The following is a 15,071-nucleotide window of genomic DNA, read 5'->3' on the forward strand; positions in this document are numbered from 1 at the left end:
CCACAACGAACAATACAGAACATACGAGACATGGAAACCGCACGCAAGTCGAAACTGGTCGGCAAGCCGGTCAAGCGATCGGAAGATCCGCGCCTTTTGACCGGGCACGGCTGCTATACCGATGACAAGCAGGTGGCCAACCTGCTGCATATCGCCTTTCGCCGCAGCGACCAGTCGCATGCCCGCATCGTCGGCATCGATTACGCAGCCGCGCTGGAGTTGCCTGGAGTGGTCGCGATCTTTACCGCCGAGCACATGGACAGCATGGTCAAGCCGATCTACGCCACCTCCAAGATGCCGGATTACCACCCCACCGCGATTTACCCGCTGGCGCGCGGCAAGGTGCGCTTTGTCGGCGAGCCGGTGGTGGCGGTAGTCGCCGAGAGCCGCTACATCGCCGAAGACGCAATGGATTACATCCGGATCGACTATGAGCTGCTGCCCAACGTGGTCGATCCGGAAGCCGCAGCGGCGCCGGATGCGCCGTTGCTGCATGAGGAGGCCGGCACCAATATCCTGGTCAAGCGCGAATTCCGCCGCGGCGACATCGATGCAGTCATGGCGCAGGCGCCGGTCAAGGTCGGTGCGCGCTTCCGCTTCCACCGCAAGACGCCGCTGGCCATGGAAAATCGCACCTACCTGGCCGAATACGACCAGGGCCGGCGTTCGCTGCTGCTGCATTCCTCGACCGGTAGCCCCGGCATCGTACGCGACGCGCTGGTGGAGATTCTCGGCATACCCGGCAGCCGCCTGCGGGTGGTGGCGCCGGACGTCGGTGGCAGTTTCGGCGGCAAGGGCTCGCTGTATCCCGAAGAAATCCTGGTGTGCGCACTGGCGCGCCACCTCGGCCGCCCCGTCAAGTGGACCGGCGACCGCATGGAAGACCTGGCTGCGACCAGCCAGGCATTCGATGAAACCGTCTATGCCGAACTGGCGGTGGATGAGCAGGGGGCAATCCTCGGCCTGCGCGCCGACGTCATCGGCGATGTCGGCGCCTATTCGATCTATCCCTGGACCGCGGGCCTGGAGCCGGTGCAGGTGATCAGCTTCATGCCGGGCCCCTACCGCGTGCCGGTCTATCACGGCAAGGTCCGCGGCGTGGCTACGTCGAAATCCCCGACCGGCCCGTATCGCGGCGTCGGTCGGCCGACTTCGACCTTCGTCATGGAGCGCCTGGTGGACATGGCGGCGCACAAGCTCGGCATCGATACGAAAGAAATTCGTTTGCGCAACCTCGTCAAGCCGGAAGAGTTTCCGTACAAGACGGCGCCAGGCATTGTGTGGGACCGTTCCGGCTTCATCGAATGCCTGGAGAGCGGTTGCGAAGCGGTCGATTACGACATCTTGCGCCGGAAACAGGAGGAAGCGCGGGCGGCAGGGCGCTGGGTTGGCATCGGCATTTCTTCATATGCCGAGTTGTCCGGCATCGGCTCGCGCATCTCGGCGTCGCCCGGCATGCCGATCAACACCGGCACCGAGATCTGCAACCTGAAAATCGACCCCAGCGGCTCGATCACCGCTTCGTTCGGCATCGCCTCGCACGGCCAGGGGCTGGAAACCACGCTGGCGCAAGTCGTCGCCGACGAGCTTGGCGCGCGCTTCGAGGACATTACGGTAATCCATGGCGACACTGCGGCGGTATCGCACAGCACCGGCACCTACGCCAGCCGCAGCGCGGTGCTGGCCGGCGGCGCCGGCACCCTGGCGGCGCGCGCGCTGCGCGAAAAGCTGGAGCGGATCGCCGCCCACCTGTTGGGCAGCCATGCCCCCCATATCAGCATCAGCGATGGCGTGGCGACCGCAGCCGACAACGGCAAGAGCATGACCATCGCCCAGATCGCTGATGCGGTGTATTCGCAAATGGGACGGGTGCCGAAGGACGTGATCGAAGTACTGGAAGAAACCAAATCCTATGACCCTGTGTGGGGGACAACCAGTTCTTCCACACATATCGCGATGGTCGAGATCGATCCGGAAACCTACATGATCCACGTCACCGATTACCTGGTGGCAGAGGATTGCGGACGCATGATCAATCCGCTGATCGTCGATGGCCAGGCGCATGGCGCAGTGGCTCAGGGCATTGGCGCTGCGCTGTTCGAAGAGATTGTGTACGACGAGCGCGGCCAGATCCTGACGGCCAGCCTGGTCGATTACGTCGCGCCCTCGGCGCCGGAAGTGCCGGCGACCCGCGTAGTGCACGTTGAGTCGGCCCTGCCGGCGACCATTGGCGGATTTCGCGGCATGGGCGAAGGCGGGACCATCGGCGCGCCGGCAGCGATCGCCAATGCCGTCTCGGATGCATTGACCCCGCTGGGCATCGAAATTTTTGAATTGCCGGTAACGCCGGAACGACTTTTTCAATTAATCGAGAAACATAAACTTAACTCCAAGGAGATGTAAATGAACGCAAAACTGAATGGCAAGATTGCCCTGGTAACCGGCGCCGGTCGCGATGTCGGACGTGAAATTTCCCTGGCGCTGGCGGCTGATGGCGCCGCCATCGCGGTCAACTACAACAGTTCGGCCGCCGAGGCCGAAGCAGTGGTGGCCGAGATCAAGAAACTCGGCGGCAATGCCCGCGCCTACCGTGCCAACGTCGGCAAGTATGAGGAAGTCAAGGCCATGGTGGACGCCATCGTCAACGATTTCGGCCGCATCGATATCCTGGTTAATAACGCCGGGGTCGTCATCAACGAGCGCTTCGTCAATACCACGCCGGAACAATGGGCAAAGCAGATCGACGTCGACCTGTATGGCACCATCCACACCTGCCACGCGGTCGCGCCGCACATGATCAAGCAGAACGGCGGCCGCATCATTACGCTGGCTGGCGATTCCTCGCGCATCGGCGAGAGCAACCTGGCGATTGCGGCGGCTGCGCGCGCCGGCGGCATCGCCCTGATGAAGTCGCTGGCGCGCGAACTCGGCCGCGCCAATGTTACTGCCAACGCCATTTCGCTGGGACTGATCGAGACTGCCCACTCCGATGCGGGTTTCCTGGATGCCAACCGCGACAAGATCGTCAAGCAGTACCCGTTGCGCCGCATCGGCAAGCCGGCTGACATTGCGCCGACCGTGGCCTTCCTGGCGTCCGACGGCGCTTCCTGGATCACCGGCCAGGTGTTGAGCGTCAACGGCGGCTTCTGCATGGTCTGATCCGCCCCCAAGGCAGAAGAGTACGAGGAGACAACATCATGATACATACCGAGCTGATCGCGCCGGTGGGCACCTTGCTGCGCCGCCATGCGCAATCGAAGCCCGACAAGCTGGCCTTCCAGGACAGCAATACTTCGGTGAGCTACGCCGCACTGGAGCGTGCCACCGCCAACCTCGCCGGTCATCTGCAGGATGCCGGCATCGAGCCTGGCGACTGCGTGGCGATCTTCCTGCCGAATTCGGTGGATTGGGTCGAAAGCTGCCTGGGCATCGTCCGCGCCGGCGCGGTCAGCGTGCCGATCAGCTACGATGCGACGACACATGAAATCGCCTACCGAATCGAGGACGCGAACTGCAAGGCGATCATTACCAGCAACGAGCGCACCGATGTGGTCGCGAAGCTGCAGGCGGAATATCCCCAACTGCAGACGGTGATCCTGACCGACCGCGGCGCCGCGGGGGACCCGGCGGCCGGGCTGCGCTATGCGGATCTGCGCGCAAACGTGGCGCGCTCGCTGCCGCGCGACCTTGATGCCATCGACGAGCCGTCCTTTATCGTCTACACCTCCGGCACCACCGGCCGCGCCAAGGGTGTCTTGCTGTCCCAACGCAGCATGCTGTGGGTGACGGCTGCCTGTTGGGCACCGATCGCCGGTTTGAATGAAAACGACCACGTGCTGTCGCCGCTGCCGCTGTTCCATTCCTATGCGCTCAATTTGACAGTGCTGAGTATCGTCGCGGTTGGTGCCAGCGAATACATCCTGGAGAAGTTTTCCACTACGGAAGTCATGGCGCAGCTTCAATCCGGTCGTGTTACGGTATTTCCTGGTGTGCCAACGGTATTCCATTATTTGCTGGAGGCCGCCCGCGCCGCGCCGGACGTGAAATTTCCGGGGCTTCGTCTGTGCCTGTCGGCTGGCGCCATCATGCCGGCGCCGGTCAACCAGGAATTCGAGCGGCGTTTCGGCGTCATGCTGCTCGATGGTTACGGCATCACTGAAACCTCGACCATGGTGACACTTAATTGGCGCAGCGGCAGCCGCGTGATGGGTTCCTGCGGCTTGCCGGTACCAGGTTTGTCGACTCGCATCATCGATCCGGTTAGCGGACTGGATGTCGCTCCGTGCGCGGAAGGCGAATTGATTGTGCGCGGTCCCAACCTGATGCTGGGCTACCACCGCAAACCGGAAGAAACCGCCAGCGCGGTATGCAATGGCTGGTACCACACCGGCGACCTGGCCAAAAGCGACAGCAACGGCTTTCTGACAATTACCGGCCGTTTGAAGGAAATCATTATCCGTGGAGGCCAGAACATTGCGCCATCGGAGGTCGAGGAAGCCTGTTGCGCTTTCCCGGCGGTGCTGGATTGTGCTGTGGTCGGCGCGCCGCACCAGCACCTGGGCGAGGTGCCTGTGGTGTTCGTGGTGCCGCGCCCGGGGACAACGCTGGTTGAGGTGGAGTTGATGGCACATTGTCGTGAGCGCCTGTCGTCGTACAAACTGCCGCACGCCGTGCATGTGGTCGATGAAATTCCGCGCACCGGCTCGGGAAAGATCATCCGCTTCAAGCTCAAGGAAACCCTGAAAGCCAGTTGATGTCGCGCGCCTGCAGCCCCGGAACGCCGCAGGCGCCTGATTCAATTCTTTTTGCCCCTATGCCAGTACACGAAGGACTAAATATGAAACAAGCTGATTTCTCCGGCATTCGCCTGAAAGACCCGGCATTGCTGCGGCACCAGTGCTATATCGATGGCGCCTGGGTCAATGCCGATCAAGGTGGAACCATCGTCGTGGAGAACCCGGCAAATGGCGCTGCCATCGGCGCCGTGCCAAAAATGGGGCGCACCGAGACGCGCCGCGCGATTGATGCGGCAGCGGCCGCCTTGCATGCCTGGCAAGCAAAAACCGGGAAGGAACGCGCATCGATCTTGCGCAAATGGTTCGATCTGCTGCTCGAAAACCAGGAAGATCTTGCCGTCATCATGACGACCGAACAAGGCAAGCCGCTGGCCGAGAGCCGTGGCGAAATCGCCTATGCTGCGTCCTATGTGGAATGGTTTGCCGAGGAAGCCAAGCGGGTGTATGGCGACACTATCCCGGCACCCACGCCGGATCGCCGGATTGTTGTTATCAAGCAGCCCGTCGGCGTATGTGCGGCAATTACTCCCTGGAACTTCCCCGCAGCAATGATTACCCGCAAGGCGGCGCCTGCGCTTGCGGCCGGCTGCACCATGGTGGTCAAGCCAGCCAGTCAGACGCCGTTCTCGGCGCTGGCCTTGTGCGTACTGGCCGAGCGCGCTGGCATTCCCAAAGGTGTGCTGTCTTGCGTCACCGGTTCGGCAACGGAAATCGGCGCAGAGCTGACGGCCAATCCCACCGTGCGCAAGCTCACCTTTACCGGCTCGACCGAGATCGGCAAGCTGCTCATGCAGCAATGCGCCGCGACTGTCAAAAAGACCTCCATGGAACTGGGCGGGAACGCCCCTTTCATCGTCTTTGATGACGCCGACCTTGATGCCGCGGTCAAGGGCGCGATGATCGCCAAGTATCGCAACGCCGGGCAGACCTGCGTGTGCGCCAACCGGATCCTGGTGCAGGACGGCGTGTATGACCAGTTTGTCGAACGCTTTGCCAAGGCAGTCAGCGCCCTGAAGGTTGGCGACGGACTGGAATCCGGCACGGTCATTGGTCCTTTGATCGACGCCAATGCGGTGGGCAAGGCCGAGGAACACGTCGCCGATGCTGTACAAAAGGGCGGGCGGGTTGTTGTCGGAGGCAAGCGTCATGACCTGGGCGGCAATTTCTATGCGCCGACCATCCTCGCTGATGCAACGCCGGACATGGCAATCTTTCGGGAAGAAACTTTCAGCCCTGTTGCCCCGATTTTCCGTTTCCAGACCGAAGAAGAGGCAATCCGCATGGCCAACGATACCGAATTCGGACTGGCCTCCTACTTCTACGGGCGAGATATCGGTCGTGTGTGGCGTGTGGCCGAAGCGCTGGAATATGGCATGGTCGGCATCAACGAAGGCTTGATTTCGACCGAACTGGCACCTTTTGGGGGCATCAAGGAAAGTGGCAATGGCCGCGAAGGGTCAAAATACGGTATCGACGATTATCTGGAGATCAAATACCTGTGCCTGGGAGGGATCTGATTGCGTCGTATAATCGCAGGTTTCCAACACTGCGGTGGTAATGCACCAAACTCGGGTTTCTAACGTATGCCAGATGTGCAAACAATGAGTTCGATACCGCCGGTCGAGGCCGAGCCGCGCTTCGCCTCGCTGGACCGGTTCTGCTCGGTCGGCCGTACGGTCGAGATTCTGTCCGACGCCTGGAGTTTCCTGGTGCTGCGCGAATGCTTTTTCGGGGCGCGTCGTTTCGAGGCATTCCAGAGCGTCCTCAAGTTGCCACGAAATACCCTCGTCAAGCGTTTACATAAACTGACCGAACTGGGCTTGCTGCGCAAAGTATCCTATTCGGCCTCGGCTTCGCGCTTCGAGTACCGCCTGACCGAGCAGGGGCGCGATCTTTACCCGATCATGTTGGCGTTATTGAAGTTTGGTAATACCTGGCTGAGCGAAGGACAGCCTTTGCCGCTAGAGCTGATCCACAAGGGCTGCGGTAAAACCTGTTCGCCGGTGGTCGCCTGCTCGGATTGCAATCAGCCAGTCGATCCTCACGATGTCCAGTATCGCAATGGACCGGGTGCCGGCAGCCAGCCGCACGCAACAGAACGCACACGCTCGCGCCGCGCCTCCGATCCAGATATTTTGGAGCGGGTGCGGCCCTGCCTGGTGGCCCGGTCATTGAAGATCATCGGCGACCGCTGGAGCTTTCTTTTGATCCGGGAAATGTTTTTCGGCGTGCGCCGGTTTGACGAATTTCAGGCAAACCTCGGCATCGCCAGCAATATCCTGACGGACCGCCTGCAACGCCTGACGGAACACGGCATCATCGAAAAACGCCAGTATCAGGCGCGTCCTGACCGTTACGAGTATCGTTTTACTGAAAAGGGACGCGACCTTTACGGTTCGATGATCGTGATGATGCGTTGGGGCGACAAGTGGCTTTCCCGTGGCAAGCCGCCTCTCGTGCTGCGGCACCGTCAATGCCAGCAAGATTTTTTTGCGCGCGTGGTGTGCAGCGAATGTGGCGAAGAGCTCGATCCGCGTCACGTCGAATATGCCTTGCATTACACCCTGGCTGATCTCGCGCAGTAGCCTGTAACGCTTGCGTAACTGATTTTTGTTTTCTGATGGCCCGTCAAGAACGGGCCATTTTTCATTCTTCGCCGTATCGTTGCGATGCGCTGTTTTTCTTCGATAAGTTGTTAATTAAAAAGAAGAAAATTCTACAGATTTTCTGCATAAACTCTTTGACATCTCACGGACTTTTTTATAATCTACTTATGCAAGCAAATAACTTGCTTAAGCAGACTTATATTAATTCACGAATGGAGCGAGACGATGAGAACAGCAATGAAAGTATTGCAGTGCAGCTTTTTAATGGCTTTCGCCGTTGGCAGCGTCCAGGCGCAGGATGTCAAACCCTTGCGCATAGGCGTGATGACGGATATGACCGGCCAGTTTTCCCATGAGGCCGGACAGGGCGCCGTCAATGCCGTGAAAATGGCAGTGCAGGATTTCGGCGGCAAGGTGCTGGGGCGGCCGATCGAAGTGATCGTCAACGATCATCTGAACAAGCCGGATATTGCTGCCACCAAGGCGCGTGAGTGGTTCGATACCCAGAATGTGCGCATGATCAATAACCTGATCAACTCCGGCGTGGCGCTTTCGGTGATGGGCGTTGCCAAGGAAAAGAATGCCATCGCCATCGTCAATGGTTCCGGTTCCTCACGCATCACGGGCGATGCCTGCACCCCCAATAGCATTCACTACGCCTATGACACCTGGGCGCTGGCAAACGGTACCGGTAGCGAGATCGTCAAGCAGGGTGGCGATACCTGGTATTTCCTGACGGCGGATTATGCATTTGGGCATGCGCTGGAGGCAGATACGGCAGCGGCAGTCAAGGCAAAAGGCGGCAAGGTGGTGGGCTCCATTCGCCATCCAGCCAACACGTCGGACTATTCCTCCTTCCTGCTGCAGGCTCAGGGCTCCAAGGCGAAAGTGATTGGTCTGGCAGGTTCCGGTACCGGCTTCATCAATACCGTCAAGTCGGCTTACGAATTTGGCGTAACCAAGTCGGGCAAGCAAGCGATTGCCGGCTTGCTGGTGTGGATTACCGATGTCGATGCCATGGGCCTGGAAATCGCCCAGGGCCTGACGCTCACCAACGGCTTTTACTGGGACCGTGATGAGGAAACCCGCAAATGGTCGAAGCGCTTCTTCGACATGACCAAGCGCATGCCGACCATGGGTGACGCTGGCGACTATTCCTCAACCCTGCATTACCTGAATGCGGTGAAGGCCGCTGGCACCGACGATACCGCCGCCGTGATGGCGAAAATGAAGTCGACGCCGATCAACGACATGTTCGCCAAGAATGGGCGAATTCGCGTGGATGGACGCATGGTGCATGACATGTATGTCTACCAGGTCAAGAAGCCGTCTGAATCGAAGTACCCGTGGGATTACTACAAGCTGAAAGCAGTGATTCCGGCGGAGCAGGCTTTCCGTCCTCTCAATGAAGGTGGTTGCCCGCTCGTCAAGGGGTAGTTGCCGGTGAGGGATCGTGCCAGCCCCAGGTGGGCCTGGCTGACCAATAAAAGCGTCCCTCGGGACGCTTTTTCCATTCGCCTGTGGTTTCGGGAGGGCAGCTGGCTTCAGCCGCCGATATACGACATCTCGATCTTGCGCCGCGCCGCCGTCTCGCCTTGGCTGGCGCGAAGTTCGGAGTAACGGTCGGTACGCTGCTGCCACAGATGGCCGATGGCGCCGGCAATTTGCACATCGCTAAAACCGCCACGCAGCAACGCTCGCAGGTCGTGGCCGTTGCTGGCGAACAGGCATGTGTACAGTTTGCCTTCCGTGGACAGGCGTGCGCGCGTGCAGTCGCTGCAAAACGCCTGCGTGACACTAGAAATGACGCCGATCTCGCCGCCGCCATCGACATAGCGCCAGCGCTCAGCTGTTTCGCCGGCATAGTTGGGCGCGACCGGTTCCAGGGGCAGGACTTCGCTGATACGCCGGACGATTTCTGCGGAAGGCAGCACCTCATCCATTTTCCAGCCATTGCTGGCACCGACATCCATGTATTCGATGAAGCGCAGGATGGCGCCGCTGCCATGGAAGTGGCGCGCCATCGGCAGGATTTCGGCATCGTTCATGCCTTTCTTGACGACCATGTTGACCTTCACCGGCCCGAGTCCTGCACTGCTCGCAGCGTCGATCCCGGCAAGGACATCGGCCACGGCAAAATCGACGTCGTTCATGCCGCGGAATGTCGCGTCATCGAGCGCGTCCAGCGATACGGAAACGCGCGTCAGGCCGGCAGCTTTCAGGGCGCGGGCCTTTTTTGCCAGAAGCGAGCCATTGGTTGTCAGGGTCAGGTCGAGTGCACGCCCATCCGGCGTTTTCAGCTCGGCCAGCATCGCGATCAATTTTTCAAGGTTCTTGCGCAGCAGGGGTTCGCCGCCGGTCAGGCGCAACTTGTCGACGCCATGTGCGACGAACAGCCTGGCGACACGGGCGATTTCCTCGAAACTCAACAAGTCGGCATGGGGAAGATACTGGTAGTCCTTGTCGAATACCTGTTTCGGCATGCAATAGACGCAGCGGAAATTGCAGCGGTCAGTCACTGAAATGCGCAAATCCCGCAGCGGCCGATTCCGCGTATCGGCAAGCATGCCAACCGGCGCCTGTGGCTGCGCCGGGACGACCGGTAGCGCGGCACGATGCCGCAGGTCGGCGACGGGAATGAATTTTTCGGTCATGCTGTAATGGCGGTGATATTCCTGCTATGCCCCAGGTGCGGAAGGTGCACTGCAGGCATTTCGCAGAGGAAAAATATATTCAAATCAGCACAATGATTAACGCAGGTAAGATACCACGAGCCCGGCAATTGCACAGGCAAACAGCAAGCGTATCGTCCCCAGCTTGTAACGGAATAGGGCAAGGCATGCGCCCCCGGCAATCGCCATGGCAGCGTAATCCCATTGCAGCACTGGCGATGACAGGCGGAACACATGTTCCGCGAAAAATACCGCAAGGCTGAGGATGACGCCGACGACGGCCGCAGAGATGGCGGTGAGCGGCGCCGTCAGGCGAATATTGTTGCGCGTGGCCTCGACCAGCGGGCCGCCGGCGAGGATGAAAATAAAGGAAGGCAGAAACGTAAACCAGGTTGCCACGCAGGCACCCATTGCGCCGGCCAGCAGCAGGCTATCGGCGCCGAAAAGCGCTTTGGTCCAGCCGCCGACGAAACCGACGAAGGCGACGATCATGATCAGCGGCCCCGGCGTGGTTTCCCCCAGGGCGAGTCCATCGATCATTTGCGCAGGAGTCAGCCACTGGTAAGTTTCCACCCCGCCTTGATACACATAAGGCAGCACCGCGTAGGCGCCGCCAAAGGTGAGCATAGCTGCCTTGGTGAAAAACCATCCCATCTGTGCCAGCGGCGCGGCGGCACCGGACGTGGCCGCCAGGAAGCCCCAGCTTGCTGCCGCCAGGCCAATGCCGGTAGCGGCAACCCGGATCAGCTTGCTCCAGGAAAAACGCGCATGGGCCGGTGTGGGCGTATCGTCATCGATCAGCGCGGGGCCAAAGTCGGTGTGCTGTCCGGTTGACGGGTGGCCGCCGCCGATCTTGAAGACCGCCGGTGCGACGCGGCCACCGATGGCGCCCGCCAGCGCAGCAGCCAGGACAATGATGGGGAAGGGGATCTGCAGGGCGGCAATCGCCAGGAAAGCCGCTGTGGCGATCCCGATCAGCCAGCCATTCTTGAGCGTGCGCGAGCCAATGCGCCACGCCGCGGCCAGCACGATGGCAACGACCGCAGGCTTGATGCCGTAAAGAATTCCTGCCACGACATTCACATGGCCGAACGCAAGGTAAATCCAGGATAACGCGATCAGGATCAGCAGCGACGGCAGCACGAACAGCACGCCGGCAATGATACCCCCGCGCGTGCGATGCATCAGCCAGCCAATATAGACGGCCAACTGGGTCGCCTCCGGTCCCGGCAGCAGCATGCAGTAGTTCAGGGCATGCAGGAAGCGCTGCTCGGAGATCCAGCGGCGCTTTTCCACCAGCTCGGCATGCATCAGGGCGATTTGCCCTGCCGGACCGCCAAAACTGATGAAGCCCAGCTTGAGCCAGTAACGAAAGGCCTCGGCAAGCGTGACGACAGCGGGCAGGGCAGGAGTGCTCATGCTGACTTGTAAATTTCAATTATGGTGAAGCGCATCGTAGCAGACTGCGCCTATAAAAAAAGAGGAGCCGAAGCTCCTCTTTTCATTTTTTGCCGTCGAGGGTTACAGACGCGTCTCGACCTGGACCAGCGGCTCGGTCGACAGCGGCGGCAGCGGCTTGCGCTCGCGCGGCACGCGTGCCGGCGGGACAATCTTCGCAGCGGCTTCCTGGGCAGCGCGCAGCTTGTCCGGATCCGTGCTGGCCAAAGTCAGGCCGGCAGCACTCAGGACCGACTGCAAATCGTCGAGGCGCAGCGGCGCCGCAGCCCGGATTGCAGGTGCGGCTTTCGCTGCGATCGGCGCTGCCGGTGCAGCCGGTACGACTGGCACAGGCGCAGCCACCTCTGCAACGCTCGCCTGGGCTGCTGGCGCAGCAATGGCTTCAGGTGCTGCTGCAAGCTCCGGCACTGCTGCAACGGCAGGAGTCGCAACAACTTCAGGTGCCGCTGCTTCCAGTGGCAGGGTGATTTGCTGCGCCACGCTGGTTACTGGCGCAATTGCTGCCGGTGTTGCCAGTTCTGCAGGGGGGCTTGCAGGTGCAGTTTGCTCGACTGCAGGCGCAGGGATGGCAACTTCGACGGCCGGAGCAGATGCCTCGGCAGCGGCTGCACTTGAAACCGACGCATCAACGCCAACGGCAGCTTCGGCTTGCGCCACGCCTTCAGCTTCGCCCGCCTCGACAGCGCCTTCACCGTCCAGGCCCTCGCCACCTTCGCGTTCGCGGCGGTTGCGGTTGCGGCCGCCACGGCGACGGCGGCGGCGGCGTTGCTCTTCGCTTTGCTCGCCTGCTTCGGTTTCGGGCGCGCTGCCCTCTGCCAATGCCTCGACCGGTTCTTCTGCAGAAGTTACGCGAATGGCTTCCGACGCTGCCGGAACCGCTGCAGTCAACGGCAGTGCTGCTGCCTCGACGACCGGCTCCTCAGCCTTGACCGGCGCTTCCTTGCGTTCCTGGCGTCCACGTTGCTGGCGTTCGCCACGCTCGCTGCGCTCGGGACGTTCTGCGCGCTCCGGGCGCTCTACGCGTTCCGGACGTTCGCCGGCTTCGGTACGCTCACCGCGTTCCGCGCGATCAGTGCGCTCGCCGCGTTCACGGCGGCCTTCCTGGCCTTCGCGCGGGGGGCGTGGCTGGCGTGCTGCCGGTGCCGCTGCGTCAGTCCCGGCTTGCCGGGCTGCACCTTCCTGGCGCGGTTCATTACGTGCGCCTTCGCGATCTTCACGCGGACCGCGGCCACCGCGACCGCGACCACGCTGTCCGCCACGGCCATTGCGGTCGTTGCTGCGCTCGCGTGCCTGTTCTGGCTTGGATTCCACCGGCGCGGCAGGCGCTGCCACTGGTTCCGGCTTTTTAAAGAAGAAACCGAACAGCTTGCCCAGGAATCCCGGCTCGCCCGACAGGATCGCCGGCTGCGGTGCTGGCGCCGCTGCCTCTGCAGGCTTGCGTTCGACGACGGGAGCCGGTTGCGCAGGGGTAATGCCCTTGACCATGGCTTCCTGGCGCGGCTTGACATCTTCCTTCTGGCGCTTGCTGTAGCCGATATCGGTATCGGCCTCTTCGGCCATGGCATAGCTGGCTTGCACGTCTTCCAGGCGCGGATCGTCGAGCTTGATCCGTTCCATCTTGTAATGCGGCGTTTCCAGATGCTTGTTGGGGATCAAAATCACGGTCACGCGGTGGCGGGTCTCGATCTTCAGGATCTCGCCGCGCTTTTCATTCAGCAGGAAAGCGGCCACATCGACCGGGGCCTGCACATGGATGGCGGCCGAGTTTTCCTTCATTGCCTCTTCCTGGATGATGCGCAGCACCTGCAGGGCGGAGGATTCGGTATCGCGGATATGGCCGGTGCCGTTGCAGCGCGGGCAAGTCACGTGGCTGCCTTCGGACAGCGACGGGCGCAGGCGCTGGCGCGACAATTCCATCAGTCCGAAGCGGGAAATCTTGCCCATCTGGACGCGCGCACGGTCGTAGTGCAGCGCATCCTTCAGGCGCGTCTCGACTTCGCGCTGGTTCTTGGAATTCTCCATGTCGATGAAGTCGATCACGATCAGGCCACCCAGGTCGCGCAGGCGCAACTGGCGGGCCACTTCTTCGGCCGCTTCCAGGTTGGTATTGAAGGCGGTGGTCTCGATATCGCTGCCACGGGTGGCGCGCGCCGAGTTGACGTCGACTGACACCAGCGCTTCGGTATGGTCGATCACGATGGCGCCGCCGGAAGGCAGGGGCACGGTACGCGAATACGCGGTTTCGATCTGGTGTTCGATCTGGAAGCGCGAGAACAGCGGCACATCGTCGCGATAGCGCTTGACGCGGTGCATCATGTCCGGCATGACGTGGGTCATGAACTGATGCGCCTGGTCGTAGATCTCGTCGGTGTCGATCAGGATTTCACCGATATCAGGTTGGAAATAGTCGCGGATCGCGCGGATCACCAGGGAGGATTCCTGGTAAATCAGGAAGGCGCCCGGGGACGATGTGCCGGCGCCTTCGATGGCGCGCCACAGTTGCATCAGGTAATTCAAGTCCCACTGCAGCTCTTCGACGTTACGGCCGATACCGGCTGTGCGGGCAATCACCGACATGCCCGTAGGCAGGTCGAGCTTGTCCATGGTTTCGCGCAGTTCCTGGCGGTCTTCGCCTTCAACGCGACGCGATACGCCGCCGCCGCGCGGGTTGTTCGGCATCAGGACCAGGTAGCGGCCGGCCAGCGAAATGAACGAGGTCAGGGCTGCGCCCTTGTTGCCGCGTTCTTCCTTTTCGACCTGCACCATGATTTCCTGGCCTTCGCGCAGGGCTTCCTTGATGGAGGCATTGCGGACGTCCACGCCTTCCTTGAAGTAGCTGCGTGCCACTTCCTTGAAGGGCAAAAAGCCGTGGCGGTCTTCGCCGTAGTTCACGAAGCAGGCTTCCAGCGAGGGTTCGATACGGGTAATGACACCCTTGTAGATATTCGACTTGCGCTGTTCGCGGCCAGCGGTTTCGATGTCGATGTCGATCAGTTTTTGCCCATCGACGATTGCCACGCGCAATTCTTCTTGCTGCGTGGCGTTGAATAACATCCGTTTCATGTTGTTGTGCTCCGGACCCGAAGGTCGTTTCAATGCTGCAGGCGGCAGGCGCGGCCAATATGCGAAAAACAGGGCATGCGCATGATCCGTGCGAGCGGCCGGCAAGTGCAGCGCAGGGCGCTGGCAGCAATGCCAGGGACAGTCGACGGCTTCATGACCAGCCTTTGTATTTCTTTAATGACGACGCAAACCGCTAACTTGCAGCAAAAAGTACTGGGATGTACGCGTGGACAGAGCGCCCGGGGGAGAGAATTGCCTTGGCGTGCGGTCGCGCCTGGTTTCAAGCGCGTGCCGCAATAGGGCGCAGATATTGTTACCTGCATTGCCAGGCGCGGTCGGGCCAATTTTGGGCGTATCGAAATACAGGCACCAAGGGCCAGCAACCAAACTTTCAGGCAATGCACCGGTTTGCAAATGGCAAAACGGCTGCAACATTATCAACCAGCGAGCTTCCCTGATCAGGCAAGCTTGCCGGC

At 60.9% G+C, this 15,071-nt stretch carries 9 protein-coding genes; 6 read left to right on the top strand and 3 right to left on the bottom strand.

Going from position 1 to position 15,071, the window contains the following annotated elements; all coding sequences use genetic code 11:
* Positions 1–30 precede the first annotated feature (30 nt).
* The 6 genes from EKL02_RS08550 to EKL02_RS08575 all read left to right on the top strand — a co-directional run bounded on the left by EKL02_RS08550 (position 31) and on the right by EKL02_RS08575 (position 8,839).
* Positions 31–2,403: a xanthine dehydrogenase family protein molybdopterin-binding subunit gene (locus EKL02_RS08550; RefSeq protein ID WP_128901654.1), complete on the top strand. Its 2,373-nt coding sequence runs from the start codon at positions 31–33 to the stop codon at positions 2,401–2,403.
* A complete protein-coding gene (locus EKL02_RS08555) occupies positions 2,404–3,159 on the top strand; it encodes an SDR family oxidoreductase (RefSeq protein WP_128901655.1) in 756 nt (251 codons plus the stop codon).
* 38 nt (positions 3,160–3,197) lie between these two features.
* The gene (locus EKL02_RS08560) at positions 3,198–4,754 is read left to right on the top strand and encodes a class I adenylate-forming enzyme family protein (protein WP_128901656.1); all 1,557 of its coding nucleotides are present in this window, start codon (positions 3,198–3,200) and stop codon (positions 4,752–4,754) included.
* Positions 4,755–4,837: 83 nt separating this feature from the next.
* Entirely contained in the window at positions 4,838–6,313 is a 1,476-nt protein-coding gene (gabD, locus tag EKL02_RS08565) for an NADP-dependent succinate-semialdehyde dehydrogenase (RefSeq protein ID WP_128901657.1), read from the top strand.
* 84 nt (positions 6,314–6,397) lie between these two features.
* Positions 6,398–7,381: a helix-turn-helix domain-containing protein gene (locus EKL02_RS18700; RefSeq protein WP_206732472.1), complete on the top strand. Its 984-nt coding sequence runs from the start codon at positions 6,398–6,400 to the stop codon at positions 7,379–7,381.
* Between the two features lie 285 nt (positions 7,382–7,666).
* Positions 7,667–8,839: an ABC transporter substrate-binding protein gene (locus EKL02_RS08575; RefSeq protein ID WP_241687839.1), complete on the top strand. Its 1,173-nt coding sequence runs from the start codon at positions 7,667–7,669 to the stop codon at positions 8,837–8,839.
* 107 nt (positions 8,840–8,946) lie between these two features.
* On the opposite strand, the gene moaA is transcribed toward EKL02_RS08575, so the two are convergent.
* The 3 genes from moaA to EKL02_RS08590 form a co-directional block, all read right to left on the bottom strand.
* Positions 8,947–10,056: a GTP 3',8-cyclase MoaA gene (gene moaA, locus EKL02_RS08580; protein WP_128901660.1), complete on the bottom strand. Its 1,110-nt coding sequence runs from the start codon at positions 10,054–10,056 to the stop codon at positions 8,947–8,949.
* A 96-nt stretch (positions 10,057–10,152) separates the two neighbouring features.
* Positions 10,153–11,493, bottom strand: a complete 1,341-nt coding sequence (chrA, locus tag EKL02_RS08585) for a chromate efflux transporter (RefSeq protein WP_128901661.1) — start codon at positions 11,491–11,493, stop codon at positions 10,153–10,155.
* A gap of 102 nt (positions 11,494–11,595) precedes the next feature.
* Positions 11,596–14,595, bottom strand: a complete 3,000-nt coding sequence (locus tag EKL02_RS08590; protein ID WP_128901662.1) for an Rne/Rng family ribonuclease — start codon at positions 14,593–14,595, stop codon at positions 11,596–11,598.
* Positions 14,596–15,071: the final 476 nt, after the last annotated feature.

It is taken from the genome of Janthinobacterium sp. 17J80-10, assembly GCF_004114795.1.
In the GTDB taxonomy this organism is placed as follows: Bacteria; Pseudomonadota; Gammaproteobacteria; order Burkholderiales; family Burkholderiaceae_D; genus Paucimonas.